Origin of the sequence: Paenibacillus faecis (assembly GCF_008084145.1) — a bacterium.
Classification (GTDB): Bacteria; Bacillota; Bacilli; order Paenibacillales; family Paenibacillaceae; genus Fontibacillus; species Fontibacillus faecis.
The window spans coordinates 302,412-321,279 of the sequence record NZ_VSDO01000005.1 but is presented as its reverse complement, the minus strand read 5'-3'; the positions used below and the strand labels follow the sequence as shown (position 1 = coordinate 321,279).

The 18,868-nt window shown below is 49.1% G+C and carries 14 protein-coding genes; 3 read left to right on the top strand and 11 right to left on the bottom strand.

Translation table 11 applies throughout. The features are described from left to right. Positions 1-8: 8 nt before the first annotated feature. Both FRY98_RS23110 and FRY98_RS23105 read right to left on the bottom strand, forming a co-directional pair. Positions 9-2,933: a glycoside hydrolase family 3 N-terminal domain-containing protein gene (locus tag FRY98_RS23110; RefSeq protein ID WP_225038872.1), complete on the bottom strand. Its 2,925-nt coding sequence runs from the start codon at positions 2,931-2,933 to the stop codon at positions 9-11. Positions 2,934-3,125: 192 nt separating this feature from the next. Further along, complete coding sequence (locus FRY98_RS23105) at positions 3,126-4,007, bottom strand: LysR family transcriptional regulator (RefSeq protein WP_148456578.1); 882 nt, start codon at positions 4,005-4,007, stop codon at positions 3,126-3,128. A gap of 173 nt (positions 4,008-4,180) precedes the next feature. Between FRY98_RS23105 and glf the strand changes: the two genes are divergently transcribed. Both glf and FRY98_RS23095 read left to right on the top strand, forming a co-directional pair. Continuing rightward, complete coding sequence (glf, locus tag FRY98_RS23100; protein ID WP_148456576.1) at positions 4,181-5,284, top strand: UDP-galactopyranose mutase; 1,104 nt, start codon at positions 4,181-4,183, stop codon at positions 5,282-5,284. 245 nt (positions 5,285-5,529) lie between these two features. Continuing rightward, positions 5,530-7,077 (top strand): flavocytochrome c, encoded by a 1,548-nt coding sequence (locus FRY98_RS23095; RefSeq protein WP_148456574.1) that lies wholly within the window; start codon positions 5,530-5,532, stop codon positions 7,075-7,077. A 106-nt stretch (positions 7,078-7,183) separates the two neighbouring features. Here FRY98_RS23095 and FRY98_RS23090 read toward each other — a convergent pair whose 3' ends face one another. From FRY98_RS23090 to FRY98_RS23050, 9 genes are all read right to left on the bottom strand, one after another. Continuing rightward, a complete protein-coding gene (locus tag FRY98_RS23090; RefSeq protein ID WP_148456572.1) occupies positions 7,184-8,161 on the bottom strand; it encodes an aldo/keto reductase in 978 nt (325 codons plus the stop codon). 17 nt (positions 8,162-8,178) lie between these two features. After that, positions 8,179-9,648: a sucrose phosphorylase gene (gene gtfA / locus FRY98_RS23085; protein WP_148456568.1), complete on the bottom strand. Its 1,470-nt coding sequence runs from the start codon at positions 9,646-9,648 to the stop codon at positions 8,179-8,181. Positions 9,649-9,659: 11 nt separating this feature from the next. Continuing rightward, positions 9,660-10,619 carry a carbohydrate kinase family protein gene (locus FRY98_RS23080; RefSeq protein WP_148456565.1) on the bottom strand — a complete coding sequence of 320 codons (960 nt, stop codon included), beginning with the start codon at positions 10,617-10,619 and terminating at the stop codon, positions 9,660-9,662. Positions 10,620-10,640: 21 nt separating this feature from the next. Further along, positions 10,641-11,720 (bottom strand): Gfo/Idh/MocA family protein, encoded by a 1,080-nt coding sequence (locus tag FRY98_RS23075; RefSeq protein WP_211373349.1) that lies wholly within the window; start codon positions 11,718-11,720, stop codon positions 10,641-10,643. Positions 11,721-11,741: 21 nt separating this feature from the next. Beyond that, positions 11,742-12,581 (bottom strand): carbohydrate ABC transporter permease, encoded by an 840-nt coding sequence (locus tag FRY98_RS23070; protein WP_148456561.1) that lies wholly within the window; start codon positions 12,579-12,581, stop codon positions 11,742-11,744. 26 nt (positions 12,582-12,607) lie between these two features. Continuing rightward, positions 12,608-13,543, bottom strand: a complete 936-nt coding sequence (locus FRY98_RS23065; protein WP_249043514.1) for a carbohydrate ABC transporter permease — start codon at positions 13,541-13,543, stop codon at positions 12,608-12,610. Positions 13,544-13,570: 27 nt separating this feature from the next. Beyond that, the gene (locus tag FRY98_RS23060) at positions 13,571-14,869 is read right to left on the bottom strand and encodes an ABC transporter substrate-binding protein (protein ID WP_148456559.1); all 1,299 of its coding nucleotides are present in this window, start codon (positions 14,867-14,869) and stop codon (positions 13,571-13,573) included. 261 nt (positions 14,870-15,130) lie between these two features. Then, positions 15,131-16,147, bottom strand: a complete 1,017-nt coding sequence (locus FRY98_RS23055; protein ID WP_148456557.1) for a LacI family DNA-binding transcriptional regulator — start codon at positions 16,145-16,147, stop codon at positions 15,131-15,133. 299 nt (positions 16,148-16,446) lie between these two features. Further along, the gene (locus tag FRY98_RS23050; RefSeq protein ID WP_148457358.1) at positions 16,447-16,995 is read right to left on the bottom strand and encodes a hypothetical protein; all 549 of its coding nucleotides are present in this window, start codon (positions 16,993-16,995) and stop codon (positions 16,447-16,449) included. A gap of 479 nt (positions 16,996-17,474) precedes the next feature. Here FRY98_RS23050 and FRY98_RS23045 point away from each other — a divergent pair, with 479 nt between their 5' ends. Further along, positions 17,475-18,464 carry an SDR family NAD(P)-dependent oxidoreductase gene (locus FRY98_RS23045; protein ID WP_249043513.1) on the top strand — a complete coding sequence of 330 codons (990 nt, stop codon included), beginning with the start codon at positions 17,475-17,477 and terminating at the stop codon, positions 18,462-18,464. Positions 18,465-18,868: the final 404 nt, after the last annotated feature.

The following is an 18,868-nucleotide window of genomic DNA, read 5'->3' as shown; positions in this document are numbered from 1 at the left end:
TTTTGGACTTACAGTGTCTCCGTCTCGGCCGCTGCCTGTTTCACCTTTCTTCTCTTATGCGTCACTTTGTAGAACCCGAGTGTCAGCAAGGCCAGAAGAACGAGGTTTCCGATACCGAGGGCCAGCACCCAGAACGGATATGGCGTCACATTGATCTCGAAAGCGTTGCTGTTCGCCACGGTATACAGAATGTTGTGGCTCGCTTTTCTCATCGCCTGTTTGCCGGTATTGGTGTCCGTGCTCAACTTCGATGGCTTCTCCCCGATCGTCGTCAGCATCAGGTCGTTACCCGCGCGAATCGCCCGGTCCGTATCCATATGCGGGAACAGATCCCAGTCCGTGATGACCATGCCTTTAAAGCCCCATTCGTCGCGCAGTACGGTTGTGAGCAGTCCATAGTGCGCGCCCGCCCAAGTCGTTCCGAGCCGGTTAAAGGAGGACATGACCGCGGTGGACTTCCCTTCCTTGACGGAAATTTCAAAAGGCTTCAAGTACAATTCGCGAATGGCTTGTTCATTCGACCAGACCGCAACCCCATCCCGGTTGGTCTCTTGGTCGTTCAAGGCATAGTGCTTGATGTAGGAATATACGCCTTTGGTAAAGGCCCCTTGTACGGCGGCCGCCCCCATTTTGCCCGAAAGCAGGGCGTCTTCCGAATAATACTCAAAGTTTCGGCCCGAGAACGGTGTCCGGTGAATGTTCATGGCCGGCGCGTACAATCCGCTAACCCCGTAAACAATCGCTTCGTTCGCCATGTACTCGCCCATTTTGTGCGCAAGGTCCACGTTCCATGTCGATGCAAGGACCACTTCGCTCATAAACTGTACGCCGTTGATCCCGGTCAAGAGCGCGTTGACGCCCGCCGGACCGTCCAGATCCGTGGTGGCCGGTTTCTTGATCGACTCGATGGCTTGCGTCGCATATCCGCCAAATCCGATCAACTGGGCCATTTCATCGATGGAGAGCTGTTCCAGCAATTGGGCCCATTTCGGATCGTTATAATCCAACCCCACTAGGTCTTTCAGCTCCAGTCCATGGTCCGCAAACGTAATGTCCTTGTCTTCCGGATTGTCGACAGGCTGCTTGTTCTCCAAAGCCTTGATCAATTCCGGAGAAGCTTCCTTGTCCGCGGTGCGCTCTTTGGGCAGCGTGCCTTCCCAATCCGCCCGGGATACGTAGGTCACGTCGCCTCTGGCATCGTCAAACACATTCGTAGCTACCGTTTGATCCGAAGCGCGCTTGTTGTCCTGGTTATATACGATCGTATCTTTCACTTCGTACGTTCTGGAATCGATGACATCATGGGCGTTGCTCATCAGCTTGATGCCATATACGCCGGCCTCGAGGACATACGCCTTCTCTTTCCGGTCATCGTAGGAAGCCATCTCCTCCACCGGAATGTCGAGCTTGATCGTCTCGGATGCGCCCGGTTCAAGAACTTCCGTCTTATCGAACGCGCCCAGAACCACATGGGACTTTTCAATCCCGCCCTCGTAATAAGGCGGCGTGTAATACAGCTGAACCACGTCTTTGCCGGCTTTGTCGCCGGTGTTCGTTACTTTTACTTCAACGGAGATCGTATCTGCCGAAGTTTGATAGTTCGTAATTTCCTGTTTAAAATTCGAATAGCTTAAACCGTAACCGAACGGATACTGTACGGCTTTTTGGTAGGCGGCTTCATCCACCTGACCCGTTTTGTTGTCGACGTACCGCGTCTCATAGTAGCGGTAACCTACATAAATCCCTTCGGCATAGTTAAGAAAAGCGTGGTACTTTTCGCTCTCTTTGCCGAACTTGTCGACCGCTTTATGCTTGGTGTTGGAATAGCTGAAGTTACCGGCGTTGAAATAAGCCGGGGATGTGGTGATATCATAAGCATAGGTGTCCACCAAACGGCCGGACGGATTCACCGCGCCCGCCAGAATGCGGCCCACACTGTTGTTCCCCGTAGCGCCGGGACCGCCGATCAGGATCGCCGCATCGACGCCCTCTTTCTCCAGGAAGCCCAGTTCCATCGCATTGCTGGAGTTGATCACCACAACCACCTTCTTGAAGTTGCGGGAAGTGACCAGATCGATCATTTTCTCTTCCGCTTCCGACAGCTTCAGATAGTGACGGTCCTTCGATCCGCCGTACTCCGAGGTTTCGAACGGAAGGTCGCCGCCTTCGCCGCCGGAACGGGACAATACGATCAGCGCCACATCGGAGAATTCCTCCGCCTTCTTCAGCAAATCCTCGCTAAACTCGCTGGTGGCCGGCTCGCTTAAGGTGTAGTCGCCGCCATCCAGATTAAAGTTGTCCTGTTTCTTCTTTTCCGGCGCATGCGTGTTGTAGAAATCCGTCAACTCGCTGTTGACTTTGAAGCCCGCGTTCTCCAACCCCTGCTGGATGCTGACATTCGCACTCTCATCACCCGAGCCGGACCCGCTTCCTCCGTATACCATGCGGACGGACGCCTGGCCAAAAACGTTTACATTTTTCTCGCTGGCGCTATTCTGGTCGAGTGGAAGGACATTCCCCTTATTTTCCAGCAGGACGATCCCTTCATCCTCGATTTGTTCGACAACGGCTTTCGATTCCGCCGTCACTTGGGCTTTCTTTTCTTCGTCGATCTTGACTTTGGTCAAATACTGGTTAATGACGACCTGATAGTGACCGATGCCGACGTTAAGGGCAATGACGATAACGAGCCCCAAACTGAGACACGCCAGCCAAAACCTCCGCCAGCCCTTTTTCTCGGTCTGATTTCTTCTGGCCCAAACAAAACCGAAAGCGGCGATGAGCACCGCAAGAATGATGACCGATACGAGCAGAATTTTCAGCGTTTCCGCAATCGATACCATTGAAACGGTTACAATTGTACCGATCAGCAGCGCCAAAAAGACGACCGCCCATACCCCAAATGATTTTTTGTTTCTACCTGACTTACTCACTTCGTTCCCCCTCCTATGTAAGACGCACATTTTCCGGCCAAGCATGATCGATCGCTCCCGTTGTATGTGCTTTCATGACTGCAAATTAAGGGTACCTTATAACTTTTGAAATAACTATCAACCAATCGTTAGGGGGAGGTAACTTTTAGTTTAGCATGAAAAAAAGCCGCTTTGATGGCCCCCTCCAGCCCGTCAAAACGACTTGCATTTCTCTTTCACATAGTTTTGAAACAACGCGACCGCTTTGGATTGGATCCCTCTTTTTCTGTAGACCAGATAGATATCCTGCGGGATCTTTTCCTTCAGCCTGATCCATTTTAAGTTATCGTTTTGGAGCGATGCCTCGACAAAATCGATGGAAACCGCCACAGCTCCGTATTGTTCGCACAGCCGGTGGGCGGAGATCAAATTGCCGAATTCATGGACGACCTTAGGCGTAAATCCATATTCCAGGCATTTTTCGATAAACCCGCTTTCTTTCCCTTGACCCGCCGATTTCGTCACCAATTCTTCGCCCGCCAGATCAAGGATCGAAATCTCATCCTGACGGGCGAGCCGGTGATCCTTGGAGACGACGACAACCACTTCGCCGCCGGTAAGCCGCTCGAACTCGCATTCTTCCGCTTCCGCCGTCCCGACAACCAGGCCGACATCCACTTCCTCTTCGAACATTTTGGAGATCGGATAATCGTCCGGGTATTCCTTCAGTTTAATCTGAATATCCGGATGCTCTTTCGAGAACCGGTATAGCAGATCCACCGGGAGCACGGAGGTGATCGAGTAGGTGATCAGAACGTTCAACAAGCCTTTGCGGCCGCTGATAATGCTGATTTCTTTTTTTATGTCTTCAATCAGGTAATGGATATGCTTGGCCCGGGCATGCAGCAATTCCCCCGCCTGGGTGGCCTCCATTCCCCGAGGTCCTCTATAAAACAATTCCGCTTCCAGCTCCAGCTCCAACTGCCGGATCGTTTTGCTGATCCCCTGCGGTGTTATGTACAGGTCCTTCGCGGCCGCGGTAACGCTCTTCTTCTCGTAAACTTTAATGAAATATTCCAATGCCTCTGTATTCATGCTGGTTGAACCCCCTGATTCCATACCCTTCGAGTCGGCAAACCGAATGGTATGGTCTAGTATAACATATCGAAAGGTTGCGGTGGTCTGTAGTTGATCCCATTCGTTTTATGCTAAGATGTGAATGTGTTTTTTTATGTCAGGCCATCAAGAAAAATAAGGAGTTTCCCATCATGTACGATTACTTGATTGTCGGCGCGGGTTTGTTCGGCGCCGTCTTCGCTTATGAAGCGGGAAGAAGAGGCAAAACCTGCCTCGTCATCGATAAAAGAGACCATATCGGCGGAAATGTTTACACGGAAGAAATCGAAGGGATCCAGGTTCACAAATACGGAGCCCATATTTTTCATACGAACAGTCAAACGATTTGGGATTATGTGAACCGGTTCGCGGAATTCAACCGCTATACCAATTCCCCGATCGCCAATTACAAAGGGGAAATCTACAATCTTCCCTTTAACATGAATACCTTCAATAAGCTGTGGGGAGTGGCCAGCCCGAAAGAGGCGCGGCAAAAAATCGAAGAGCAGCGCTTGGCCGCGGGGATTACGGAGCCTCAAAACCTGGAGGAGCAAGCCATCTCTCTGGTCGGTACGGATATCTACGAAAAGCTGATCAAGGGCTATACGGAGAAACAGTGGGGAAGATCCGCAAGGGAACTGCCTTCTTTTATTATCAAGCGCCTTCCCGTCCGGTTCACGTATGACAATAACTACTTTAACGATCGCTATCAAGGCATTCCGGTCGGAGGTTACCGGGCCATTATCGAGAAGATGCTAGCGGGGGCGGATATCGAGCTGAATGTCGATTTCTTTGCGGCCAGGGACGAGCTGATGCAGCGGGCCAAAAAGGTCGTTTATACGGGCATGATCGATCAGTACTATAATTACCGGTATGGCGTTCTCGAATACCGCAGCCTGCACTTTGAAACGAAGGTGCTGGACGAATCCAACTTCCAGGGAAATGCGGTGGTCAACTACACGGACCGGGAGACGCCTTATACCCGGATTATCGAGCATAAACATTTTGAGTTCGGCACGCAGGACAAGACGGTGATTACGGAGGAATATCCGAAGGAATGGAAGCCCGGGGACGAGCCTTATTATCCGATCAACAACGAGAAGAACAATGAGATCTACCAGAAGTATAAAGCGTTGGCCGACGCGGAGCGGGACGTTATTTTCGGCGGACGGCTGGCCACTTACAAGTACTATGACATGCACCAGGTCATCGGGGCCGCTTTGACGGCGGTGGAGCGGGAGTTTGAGGAGAAGTAAAGGGGTTTTGCGGTGAAAAGCAGGATCTCCTCCGGTGTTTGCGGGCGGGATCTTGCTTTTTTATAATCGGTAAAAGGGAGAAGCGCCCCGACCGTATGTGCAACAGAACAGACATACCTCACACTATTTGTGAATTAGTTCACAATAATTGTGTTAAACCTTTGGTATAGTGAATTACGGTGAAGCCGAGAGGTTCGTACTTTCGCTCACCGTTATATTTACATATCTCAGTGGAGGGGTTCAACATGAACAGGAAAGCACCAGCAGCACTTCTTCTCATCCTCTCGCTCATGCTCGTCATCGCGGGTTGCGGCGCCGGGAACCAGAATCAGAAAGAAGGCCAAAACCAAAACAGCGCGCCAAAGGAAACCGCCGCACAGGAAACCCAGAAGGCCGAGGCCGTTTCGGGCGCGTCCGAGAAATCGTACACCCCGCTCGATCAGCTTAAAGATAGCTACGATATCATCATCGTCGGGGCGGGCGGAGCTGGCATGTCGGCCGCGCTGGAGGCTAAAGCCAGCGGCATGAACCCGGTGATTTTCGAGAAAATGCCGGTTGCGGGCGGGAACACGACAAAGTCTTCGTCAGGCATGAACGCATCCCAAACCAAGTTTCAAAAAGAGCAGGGCATCGAGGACAGCAATGATCTGTTTTACGAAGAGACGTTAAAAGGCGGTCACGGCACCAATGACAAGGAAATGCTCCGCTTCTTCGTGGATCATTCCGCCGAAGCGATCGATTGGCTGGATTCCATCGGCATCCGCTTGAACAATCTTACGATTACGGGCGGCATGAACGAGAAACGCACGCACCGTCCGGAAGACGGGTCCGCGGTAGGCCAATACCTCGTCAACGGCTTGGTCAAAAATGTGCAGGAGCAAGGCATTCCGCTCTTCGTGAATGCCGACGTCAAGGAGATTACGCAGCAGGACGGCAAAGCGAACGGCGTGAAAGTGGTTTTGAACCAAACGGAAGAGAAGACCATTGCGGCCAAAGCGGTCGTGGTGACGACCGGCGGGTTCGGCGCCAACATGGACATGATTAGCGAAGTCAGACCCGATCTGAAAGGATACGTCACGACGAACCAAATCGGCAGCACCGGGGACGGCATTCGAATGATCGAACAACTCGGCGGAATCACGGTCGATATGGATCAAATCCAGGTTCACCCGACGGTTCAGCAAGAGAAGTCCTATCTCATCGGGGAAGCCGTGCGCGGGGAGGGAGCGATCCTCGTGTCCGCCGAAGGCAAACGCTTCGCCAACGAGCTGGATACCCGCGATAAAGTGACCGCCGCCATCAATGCGCTTCCGGAGAAATCGGCCTACCTGGTGTTTGATTCCGGCGTTAAATCCCGCGCCAAAGCGATTGCGCAGTACGAAAAAATGGGCTTTGTCATTCAGGGGGATACGGTGGAAGCCTTGGCCAAGGCCATGAATGTTCCGGCCGATGCGCTTCAAAAAACGCTCGATACGTGGAACGCCGCCGTGAAGAATAAAAAAGACGCGGAATTCGGCAGAACGACCGGGATGGACAACGATTTGTCCGGAGCCCCTTATTATGCGATCAAAATCGCTCCCGGGATTCACTACACGATGGGCGGCGTCAAAATCAACACGAACACGGAAGTGTTGAATAAAGAAGGCAAAGCGATCCCCGGCCTTTTCGCCGCGGGTGAAGTGACCGGCGGCCTGCACGGCCAAAACCGGATCGGCGGCAACTCCGTAGCCGAAATCATCATCTTCGGCCGCCAAGCCGGGATTAAGTCGGCGGAGTTTGTGAAGGGACAGTAAGAAACGGGTCGCCTCCCCTCACTCAACAAACAACAAACGCTTGGGCTCATAGGAGTCCAAGCGTTTGTTCGTTTTAGTGCCGGCGCAAAAACGGAATGCTTATGCATCAAGGCAAGCCTACGCCTCGGGAACTAACGTATAGAGTGTACCACTCATCACGGCTTAATCCGATGTTCTCGGCTTCCGCACACGCCCGAATTCGGGAAGGGTGGGTTGTCCCGATGACCGGCTGGATGGCGGCGGGGTGTTTCATCAGCCAGGCAAGCACGATCGCTTCCGGCGAAGTTCGCTTCTCTTCCGCCAGCCGTTTCACCAGCAAAGCCGTTTTCTTTACATTTTCGTCGGCATTCTCCAGACTGGCTCCTGAGTATAAGCCTTTGGCCAATGACCCCCAAGCTTGAAGCTGAATGTTCTCCATCTGGCAATATTCGAGTGTGCCCTCGGGAAAAATATTGCTACGCGCCGCGTCTTGATTTACATGGATGCCGGTTTCAAGCCAACCGATTTTGTGCAAGCTCAATTCCAATTGGTTGACCACCAGTTTTTCGCTGCAATGGGCTTGCAGTAAACGAATTTGCCCGGCGCCCATATTGGAAACGCCAAAATAGCGGACTTTTCCCGACGCTTTTAGCTGATGAAAGGCTTCCCCTACTTCCCGCGCGTCCATGAGCGCATCCGGTCGATGCAAGAGCAGAATATCCAGGTAATCAACGCCCAGTCTGGAAAGAATCCCGTCCACACTCTCCAAAATGTAGGCCTTGGAAAAATCATAACGTGCCGGAATGCCGCCCGCTTCATCCGGAAAGCGAATCCCTAATTTGGACTGAATGATCATTTTTTCTCTTAACTCCGGCTTTTCCTGCAACACCTGACCAAAGACGGTCTCGGCTTTTCCGAACGCGTAAATATCCGCATGATCGAACATATGGATTCCGCTGGCCAAAGCCGTCTCTACCGCTTCATGCGCCTGTTTTACATGTTCGGTTAGAATGGGATCCCTGCTCCAGCCTCCGCCAAGCCCCATACATCCAAAAATAAGCCGGCTTGCGTTCAATCCGTGATGATGAATAGGCAATACTGTCATCTTTAGCACATCCTCTGTTATACAAAATATTGTTTCATAGCTCCATGTTCATCCGTGTAATCGATCACCGACTGATTCGTTTTAAGATCAACGAACAAGGTGCAGCGCGTTTCATCCTTTTGCCAGGAAAGCCGGATTTCATCCGCCGCGGAGTCAAGCACTTGAAATTCCCCGTTAAACGCCTCATATTCATTGCGGAACCGGATCAGCTTCAACAATCTCTGAACCGCCGCTTTTTCCAAAGCCTGTTCGATTTCCCCAAGGGTAAAGTTGTGGCGGTTAATTTCCCGACCTTCCCCGGTTTTTTTCACATTTTCCAGATCGTTTTCCCCGGCCAGCAGCCCGACATAGTAGACCTGGGGTACGCCCGGCGTAAAGAACTGCAGCGCCCGGGCAGCCAGATAGGCATCGTCATCGCCATTCAGAACGGAATAATACGAACAACGGATTTGATGAACATCAAAACCATCCTCGGCTTTATGCTCGTCCGATAAAATCAGACTGAGATTCGCCCCTCTTTCCAAGCAGGTGTCGACTAATTTTCTCGCCTCTCGGGTATCCAGCAAATCGTCCAAATCCGGCTTGACCGGAATGCCGTCATGGCAGTCCAGCATCGTAAACTGTTTATGCGGCCGAGTCTTCAAGTATTGCTTCAGCGGTTCGCCGGTTTTATCGATTAACGCCTCCAGTATGCGATAAGGCAAAATGAAATCGTAGATCCAATAGCCGTGTTCCGCCAGCTTGTACTGGATGGAGTAATGAGCGTGTACTTCCGGAAGCAATTCAATGTCCAGGGAATCGGCAAGCTCCTTGATCCAATCGAGAAATTCGTAGATTTCCGGCTCCACGAAGAAGCAGCTCGTCCCCAACTTTTTAATGACATAACCGACAGCGTCGAGACGCACAATTTTTACATGATGCCTTTTAAAATGCATAAAGAAGTCGGTAAACAACTGCTTGACCTTCGGCGAGTTGATATCCAAATCGATTTGTTCGGAAGGATCGGTTTTTCCAAATGTCGTCCACACCTTTTCTTCCCGGCCGGTTTCTTCGATGGTAAACGTGGAATACGGCAGCCGTCTGCGCAAGAACATTTTTTCAATATCCGCTTGGACCGGTTCCCCGTCTCGCCAAATCTTATCCAGCGTAATAAAATAATCAGCGTACTCGGATTTCCGGCCTTTTTGGAGAAAATCCTGAAAATACTCCGACTGCCGCGAAATATGATTCACCATCAAATCGACCAATACGTCAGACTTCTCGCCAATCGCTTTCACATCGTCCCAGGTACCGAAATTCGGATCGATTTCCAGATACGTAAGCGGAGCAAACCCCCGGTCTCCCGAAGAAGGAAACGGCGGAAGGATATGAATCCCGCCTTTAAAAATATCCGAAAAATACGTGGAGAGAACGCGGTTGAGCGTCTTTAAATCACCTCCCAACGAATCCGGATACGTGATCAGCTGCACTTGGTTTTGGACTGTCACTTGTTTTCCTCCTATAATCCATACATGTTTTTAATAACTTCCAGCCTTGGCAAATCGACAATGGCGCCGGTATATTTCAACTTATAGGCGCTGACCGCAAACCCCAGGGCCAAGGCTTGTCTGATGGGATAACCTTTTATAGCCGCCGCGTAAAATCCCGACCAAAAAGCGTCTCCCGCGCCCGTCGTATCCGCCACCTCGGTAGCCAAGGTGTCGAAGCGGACGGTTTCCGTACCGTTGGAAACCACGGCGCCGTCTTTTCCCAAGGTTAGGATGACGAGTTTCGCGCCTAGCTTCAGAAACGTTTCCAGATAACGTTCTGGAGTTTGTTTTCCAAACAATCTTTCCGCATCGTCTTCGGACGGTTTTACAATATCCACCTTCCCGATGATCGACTTCACATATCGGACGCCATCCTCACCGTCTTCCCACAGCATCGGATGATAGTTCGGATCAAAACAGACCAATAAATTATTCATTTTGGCGGTGGCTATGATCTTTTCAATCGTGTCTCTCGCCGGTCTTCTGGATAGGGGCCAGCAGGAAAAATGTACGATTTTGGAGTTTTTCAAACCCTCTTCAAGCTCCGGGGTGTAAGACAGATGATAATCCGCGCCCCGGTAAAAAATAGGAATCGGTGTGGAGCGGCTTTTGGTTACGACAACCATGCTTGTGGAATAATCAGCCGCCCTTTGAACATATCCCGTATCGATTCCGGCGTTTTCTAATTCATGAATTAGATAAGAACCTAGCCCGTCTTCCCCCGTAGCCGAGGCAACAACCGCCCGTATCCCCAATTTCTTCGCGTTCATCGCGATATTGGAGGGCGACCCGCCAAAAAAACGATGATAAGTACCGCTTGTCGAATTATCATTATAATCCGCGGAGATCATATCGATCAGAATTTCTCCCGCCATGAACAGATCGTTTACGCTGTTTCTAAGCTCGATGCGATGATCAAAATTAAACATGCCAGTCCCCCCGGAATCCGATTACTTTGCCCATATTCTTGTTGAAGTTCTTACTTCTTGGTTCGGATTTTTAAGCGCCGTGTCCATCATCAAAGAAATATAAGTATCTTGCAGCGCTTCTTTTAAAGAATAAAAATCGGTCCCCGTGGCCAGGTATTCACCCATCCGATCCAGGCATGTGGACACGGCAATTTCATCATCGTTCAATCGGGCATTCGCAAACGGATTCCTGTACACGAACTCTTCGCCCAACATGATTCCGTTGTGGGACCATTCCTGATTATTGTATTTACCTAAGTCGATACGGTTTAATTCCTGAGTTACCGGCACGTTATCGGACGTGAGGTACCGAACGGTCAAGTCGTCGATCTCGCCTCTTACGCCTTGCACGGTCAGTTGGCGGGTACGGATAAACGAGTGGTATTGCGCCGGATCGGAAAAATCAAAAAACGCGACTTTCCCGTGGTCGAATTCCAAAGTCAAACGGTCCCTGGTACAGGAAAAAATCTTCCCGTCCAAGTCCATACCTTCACGTCCGTAGGTTTCCGTCACCTCGAAGGAAAACCTTTTCCCGTAGATCATGCAATTTTCATATCCCGCGTCCAAAAACTTCCTGATGATGCTGACGCCGTGATATCCATGCAGGGACGATAGATTGATATTGCTGACTTCCCCGAGTTTACCGTCCCGGATCACTTTTAACCAAGCGGCATACAGCGGTTGTACGAAGTACTGTTCGGCGATCTGAATTCTGGCGTTATATTGATTGGCTTGTTCCCACAGTTCTTCCAAGGCCTCTACCGTTTCTCCCGGCGGGGTCTCGCACAAGACGGGGATTCTCTTTTTAAATATATCGATTAAATAATCGGTAACAATCCCTCTTTTGACGGATAACACCACAAAATCAGGCTCGCCCTTCATTAGCTCGTCCAGCGACTGGACGACGTTAACTCCAAACTTCCGCGCGAATGCTTCCCCTTTTTCCCGGCTGCGGATCAGCACCCCGGTTAATTCGAACCTCTCGGGAAGGGCCTTTGCGATACGAATGTAAAATTCGGCTCTCCATCCTGAACCGATAAGACCAAATTTAATTTTACTCATCCTCATTCTCCCTTTGCTGTTTTATCCTTTGATTCCCCCGGAGGTTAAGCCGGCGATGATTTTCTGCTGGAAGATTAAAACCAACACGATAAGCGGAACCGTGACCACAATCGATGCCGCCGCCATGTCACCCCATGGCAGTTCATAATTGCTGGGAAACAACGCAATCCCCACCGGTACCGTGCGCATGCTGTCATCCGTCATGAAAGTCAAACTATAAATATACTCATTCCAGGAATTGATAAAAACCAACAGGCCTACCGAAAAGGTGGCGGGTTTAATGAGCGGCAGCATAATTCTGAAAAAAGTTTGCAATCTGGAACAACCATCGATGGTCGCCGCTTCTTCGAACCCCTTCGGCAGTTGGCTGAAGAAGTTCGTTAACAACCAGATCGCCATAGGCAAGGCAAATGTGGTATAAGGGATAACTAGACCGGCATAAGTATTTAGCAGGTTCATATTTTTCAAAATTAAAAATAATGGGCTGACTGTGGAGATCGTCGGAAACATGGAAATCGTCAGGATCGACAGCAGGATGACCTTTTTCCCTTTAAAGCGCAGTCTCGCCAAGGCATAGGATGCCGATGCGCCGATTAAAATGCTTACAACCGTGGTGATCGTCGCAACAACCGCACTGTTCAATAAATACCTGGCAAACGGATGTTTCTGGAAAACATTAAAATAGTATTCTACGTTCATTGTGCTGGGTATCCATTTGGCCGGAATAGCGGATATCTCCGCAAGCGGTTTGATTGACGTTAAAAATTGCCAGATGTAGGGCAGCAAAATGAAGGCTAAAAACAATAAAACCAGCACATATAATAAGCTCGACTTAAACGTTCTCGATACCTTAAGATCCACCGTAACCTTCCCCCTTTCCAAATATATTAGGCAAGATTTTTGCCGATCGATTTCATATAAATTAAGCTAATGGCAAATACAACCAAAAAGATCAGAACGGACAGCGCCGAACCATAACCGAAATTCAGGAACTTCATGAGGTGGGTGTAAGCATATAAAGATACGCTTTCCGAACCGTTTGCCCCGCCGGTCATGACAGAAACCAAATCGAATACCCTGAACGCGTCGATTGTTCTGAAAAGAAGAGCGACGAGCACGGTGCTCTTGACCATCGGTAAAGTAATTTTTACGAATGCCTGAAAAGAATTGGCGCCGTCGATTTTTGCCGATTCATACAAATCGCCGGGAATCATTTGCAGCCCCGCCAAGATAAGCAACGCCATAAACGGAGCCGTCTTCCAAACATCCGCTATCACCAGCGCCATAAATGTACCGCTTTCCGTGCTTAACCAAGCTCGATAGCCATCGATCATCCCAAGTCTGTAAAGTACATCATTAAACAAACCGTACTGGTCGTTATATATAAATTTCCACATCAAGGCCGATACGGTAGTCGGAATCGCCCATGGAATAAGAATCGCCGCTCTAACCAGCCCTCTGCCTTTAAACGTTTTGTTCATAATCATCGCCGCAGCAAAGCCGACGACTAATTCAAAAAAAACGGTCGCTATCGTAAATTTAAAGGTGAAAAAAATCGATGCTCCCGCTCTCCCATCCCGAAATATATCCGAATAATTTTTTAAACCGACGAATGGATATCCTGAGCCCGGGTCTGTTAACACCATTTCATGCAGACTTAACCAAAATGTCCTTAAAATCGGATAAACCGCAATGACCAATAAAATAATTAGCGCAGGGAACATCATCAGCCAGGCATCTCTAGTTTCCTTTCTTTGCTGTAAACTCTTCATTCCCTCATTAACTCCTTCTGATGACATGGGCTGCGGAACATCCGGTGCCATCCCGCAGCCCATGCAGGTTTAATTTCTTTATTTGCTCAATGCTTCAAGATCGCTTTGAATGTTGTCCAATGCCGTTTTTATATTGATATGATCCGACAATGCCGCATGGATGTTAGTTTGAATCGAATCGGAAACTCTGGAATATTGAGGAGACATCGGTCTTGCCTTCCCATTCATAATAATGTTATAGAAATCCGCGTAGAATGGATTCGCTTTCAAAACTTCGGGATCTTGATAAACCGTTTTCAATACCGGTGGTTGGGCAGCGATCAAATTCATCTTCTTCTGTACGCTTTCGCTGGACAGATATTTGATAAAGTCGACGGCGGCTTCTTTATGTTCATCATCAATGTACTTATTGATCACCAGATTCAGACCGCCCAAAGTGGAATGCCCCTCTGTACCCTTAGGGCCAACCGGTAAAGCGGCAACGCCCACTTTATCTTTGACTTTGGAACCTTCTTTGTTGGCTTGGCTCCAGAATCCGGACCAATCCCGGATAAACAGCGCTTTGCCGTCCAGGAATACCTGTTCGCTTTCCGGCTCCGTATAAGTCGTTACCCCTTCGGGAGCATACTTTTTGACCATATCAAGCATGATTTGGGTCGCTTCGATATTATTCTCCGAATTGACAACCGGTTTGCCTGATGCGTCCAGGACCTCTCCGCCGTTGTTGGCTATATATTCAACCCAGTTGCATACCAACGCTTCGGACAGCGCCGCTTGAAAAACCCCTGTGTATTGAATATCGTTCTTGCCCTGCACTTTGCTTTGCAGATCCATCCAACCTTGATACGTAGTAGGCGGTTCTACCCCCAATTGATCGAGTACGTCTTTACGGTAAAAGAGAGCGCTTGCATTTGTAAACCACGGAAAAGCGACAAGCTTGTCGTTGTACGTCGCCGTTTCAATCGTACCCGGCAAATATTTATCCTGCGTTGCCTGATCAAAATACGGGGTTAGATCGGTTAACCACTCGGCCGCCGCAAACTCCGCCACAAAGACCACGTCCAAAGCCATCACGTCCACGCTTTTATCGCCCGAGGCCAGCTTATTGACAAAATCATCGTGGACCACATTGGCGTCCTGCGGCAAGATTTTCGTTTTGACGACGTATTTATCTTGGCTTGCGTTATATTCATCAACAAGCGTTTGCGCCGGCTTTCCGATTCCTTGGTCAAATGAAAAAGTGATGGTCACCGGTTCCTTGGTGTTTGTTGATTCCGACTCCGACTCAGCCGAATTCCCACCGCAACCCGCCAATGAAAAAACGAGAGAAGCTGCAATCAACGGCATCCATATTTTTTTTCCTTTTAACAATGTCATGAAAAAACCCCCATTGAAGTAAAATTGTTAGTTTCCAACAAATAGAGCGCTTTCTTAAACGTTTAAAAAAATTAGCCCCCTTTAAATCATTGTTCAGGAAAACCTTTTCCCGTTAGACAAAAAAATCACCACACATTTTTACCTCTAATTCCCCCTTGTTTTAGTTAAAGTCTAGCTTTTTAATCCACATCAGGAAAACCTTTTCCTGATGTGGATACATTATACCCCGGATTTTTAGTAAAAATCAATAGAAATAATTCATTATATTTTTCGAACACTAATTCTTCTAATGATTTTATGGGGAACAAATTGGGTTTTCGGTATGGCTTGCTGGTTATGATGAATCAGCTTGAACAGGGTCTTGATCGCTTTAAGGCCCTCATCAAAATAAGAAATCCGTACCGTTGTCAATTCGGGACTGAAGTATTTTCCGAACTCCAGGTCGTCAAACCCCATAATGGAAATATCGGCAGGGACCGAAACTTTTGCCGTTTTTAGAAATCGTATGGCCCCGATCGCCATCACATCGTTGCAGGCCATTACCGCGGTTGGCAGGGCACTATTTTCCTCATATATTTTTCTCATGCAATCATATCCGGAATCGAAGGAAAAGTTCCCATGTTCGATATAAGAAACCGGAACTTCAATGTTGTGTTCTTTTAGAGCCAGCCTATATCCCTTTAAACGTTTCTGTCCGGAGGAATAGTCGTTTTCCGGCCCGCCTATAAACGCTATTTTTTGATGTCCGTTTTCAATTAAAAAGGAAACCGCATCATACACGGCCTTCACATTGTCATGAGTGACCGTATGAATGATATCTTCACCTTCCGAAGCTTCTTGTGTCACCAATACGATAGGGTATCCTTGCCTTTTCATCTCTCCTACCAAAGCAGAATTAACATCAACTCCCGCAAACAAAACGCCATCTACTTTTTTATCGGCCAAAACGCCTAATAATTCAACCTCCTTTTCCTGCTGCCCCCCCGATTCACAAACCATTAAGGTATACCCTTTCTGTTGGCAAAAGCTGTTGATCCCCCTGGTCAATGCCCCGAATACCGGATTCGAAATGTCGGGAACGATAATCCCGATAATGTTTGTTTGATTCGTGATTAACCCTCTTGCCAAAGAATTAGGCTTGAAATTTCTTTTTTGAATCACATCATTGACTCTTTTTTTCAGCTCCGGACTGACCGCCTTGGAATTATTGATGACCCTTGAAACGGTCGCGACCGAAACCTGCGCCTCTTTGGCGATATCTTCAATCGTAACTGACATGACACCACTCCTAAAAACTCGCTTATCGTCTTGTCGCCCGGATAATTCCGAACGCCATCTAAACCTAATCTTGACAATATTTTAACATTAAATCAACTTTAATTCTCCCCCCCTTCAAAACCACTGCCGAATGATTCATTTGCGTTTCCCGCCGTCCCTTATATGATTTGCGGAACGCAGAGAAATCGTGCCTTGAAAAGTAAAAGAACCTCAAACGCCGGTTCAACTCAAACGTTTGGGGTTCTTTTATGTGATAGCTTAAAGCCTGCGCAGCCTAAACAATCTCAGAAAAATGATTATTACTTGGATTCCAAAGCCTCCACATCACTGCTGAACGCCTCGCTGTACTGTTTAAACGGACCGGTATCGAACTCATAGCTCGGATCCTCGGCTTTAGGCGGGTTCTCTTTCAGCTTGGCATACAGCGTGTCGATTTCGCCGGAAAGCTTGGTCCATACCTGTTTAACATCGTCATACTTGGCGTCCAGCCCTTGCACATAGGTGTCGTACTCCGCTTTTTTCTCCATGGCCTTGCCGAGACGCTCAATGACGAAGTCGATGTCCAACGTCTCCCCGGTGCTGCCTGTCCCGCTGTTCGCATACCAGCTTATGTTGACGAAACCTTCATTCCAGATATCGGAGGTAACAAAGTTCTGAATCTCGCCGAGTTTGGACTCCACGCTAGGCGGCTCCTCCGCGGTTGCGGCCCCTTCGGCCAGCGAAGTTTCAAGCGATTTCTGAATCGCTTCTTTCAGTTTTTCTTCATCGGTCTTTTCCTTACCCGCACATCCGGTAAATACCAGAGACATGGCCAAGACCAGACCGATCCATAGACTCCCTTTTGCCATTTTGAACACGTTTGACTACTCCCTCTCTGTTATATATTTCCTTAGTTATATCGGGTTTGGTTTCCAAATTTTGAAGATGCGCTGGCCAAATAGCGCAAAAAAGCCTTCCATTCGATCGAACGAATGAAAGGCTTCACCGAGGCATGAATATAGAAAGGTGAGGAGGAGTGGGACCTCCATCTTCCTCTTAGCAGGAGGGTGTTTTGATTAAACTATCACCTTACACAGGAAGGATTGGGTACCTTCATCTCCTGCGTGAAAGGCAGGCACCTTAGTTAAGCCACTGTGTGAGAAAATTTTAACATATGCTATGATGGATGTAAATCTTTTCTCAAGGTGGTATGATGGAGAACCCCGGAACGACAACCGAAAAAACCGAAAACGGCCGCAAACCTAGATGCTATATATGCAAAGAACCGAATCCGATCTTACATGACCACTATACCCGATTGTGCCGGGCCTGCGGGAAATTCAATGAAATGAAACGGACGGCTGTGCACCGATTGGATACGTTCACCGCGTTGGTGACGGGCGGCCGCACCAAAATAGGCTACCATACGGCGCTGCGTCTGCTTCGGGATGGTGCGCGGGTGATTTTAACGACCCGTTTTCCGTATGATGCCTTGCACCGTTATATCCAAGAACCCGATTTCGCTCATTGGAAGGATCGCATTCATATTTACGGGCTGGATTTCCGCCAGATCGAGAGAGTTGAGAGGTTTGCCCACTATATCGATCAAGAGTTCCCCTATATCGACATCATTGTCAATAATGCCGCGCAGACGGTAAGGATGATGCCGGAAGAATACGAGACGTTGACGCTCCATGAGGCGAAGCTTCAAAATCAACTTTCGGGCGGGCAGGATCGACTGCGGTTGCCCGATGGGACGATTCTTCCCCGCATCGCCCTTCAGATCGGCAGCGAAGCGGCGAAACCGCCGATTTCGCAAATGCTGGTACCAGAGTCAAGCCCGGCGCTCTCCGTCTCGCAGTTGCACAATTCGTGGACGGCGGAGTCCCATCAAATCTCTGTAATAGAGATGCTCGAAGTTCAGTTAATTAATGTCACCGCTCCTTTTTTGATCAATACCAAGTTGAAAGGGGCTATGTTGCGAAGCCCCCACCGCAACCGTTTCATCGTGAATGTGTCCGCTGCGGAAGGCCGCTTCCAGATGAAAAGAAAAGGCGGTTACCATGTTCACACCAACATGGCGAAGGCGTCGCTCAATATGATGACCCTCACCATGTCTAAAGAGTACAAGAAGGATCGCATTTTCATGACCAGCGTGGACCCCGGTTGGGTGTCCAACCAATTTCCCGAGAAGGTGCAGGCCCGTAAGTCGATTGAGTTGCCTCTGGACTTCGAGGATGCCGCGGCCAGAATCTGCGACCCGATCTATGAAGGTATAGACGCAGAGCGCCCTTGGACCGGAGTATTTCTGAAGGATTACAGGCCGGTGGATTGGTGAAGCGGGAATGGATTGCCCTATGTTCCCGCTCGCCGAAATAGCGCCCCAAAAGGCCGCTATTTCGGTCGAATTACGCTCCGCGGGGGAAATAGCGGTCAAAAACGGCTTTATTTCGCGGCGGCGGCCTCAAAAGCCGGTTTTTGCCACTGACGTTGCATTAAACCTGACTTCGTGCTGCCTGTCCGCAACTTTTTCTGGCCGTCGTTATAATAGCGGCGTTTTGGGCTGCTATTTGGCCCAGATTTGCGTTTTCGAGAAAAATAGCGGCCCAAAAGGGCCTTATTTCTCTGGTTCGGGTCCCAAAATCGGGTTTTGGCCCACTTTTCCCTAAAATAAGGCCCCAAATGACCGCTATTTCTCACCGAAGGGACGAATTCGACAAAATAACGCCTCAAAAAGCCCTT

What these genes read in the sequence shown, in the direction of transcription:
- FRY98_RS23105 (WP_148456578.1), bottom strand. Translation starts at nt 4,007, where the DNA reads ATGAATACAGAGGCATTGGAATATTTCATTAAAGTTTACGAGAAGAAG.
- glf (WP_148456576.1), top strand. Translation starts at nt 4,181, where the DNA reads ATGTACGATTACTTGATTGTCGGCGCGGGTTTGTTCGGCGCCGTCTTC.
- FRY98_RS23095 (WP_148456574.1), top strand. Translation starts at nt 5,530, where the DNA reads ATGAACAGGAAAGCACCAGCAGCACTTCTTCTCATCCTCTCGCTCATG.
- FRY98_RS23090 (WP_148456572.1), bottom strand. Translation starts at nt 8,161, where the DNA reads ATGACAGTATTGCCTATTCATCATCACGGATTGAACGCAAGCCGGCTT.
- FRY98_RS23080 (WP_148456565.1), bottom strand. Translation starts at nt 10,619, where the DNA reads ATGTTTAATTTTGATCATCGCATCGAGCTTAGAAACAGCGTAAACGAT.
- FRY98_RS23075 (WP_211373349.1), bottom strand. Translation starts at nt 11,720, where the DNA reads ATGAGTAAAATTAAATTTGGTCTTATCGGTTCAGGATGGAGAGCCGAA.
- FRY98_RS23065 (WP_249043514.1), bottom strand. Translation starts at nt 13,543, where the DNA reads ATGGCACCGGATGTTCCGCAGCCCATGTCATCAGAAGGAGTTAATGAG.
- FRY98_RS23060 (WP_148456559.1), bottom strand. Translation starts at nt 14,869, where the DNA reads ATGACATTGTTAAAAGGAAAAAAAATATGGATGCCGTTGATTGCAGCT.
- FRY98_RS23055 (WP_148456557.1), bottom strand. Translation starts at nt 16,147, where the DNA reads ATGTCAGTTACGATTGAAGATATCGCCAAAGAGGCGCAGGTTTCGGTC.
- FRY98_RS23050 (WP_148457358.1), bottom strand. Translation starts at nt 16,995, where the DNA reads ATGGCAAAAGGGAGTCTATGGATCGGTCTGGTCTTGGCCATGTCTCTG.
- FRY98_RS23045 (WP_249043513.1), top strand. Translation starts at nt 17,475, where the DNA reads ATGAAACGGACGGCTGTGCACCGATTGGATACGTTCACCGCGTTGGTG.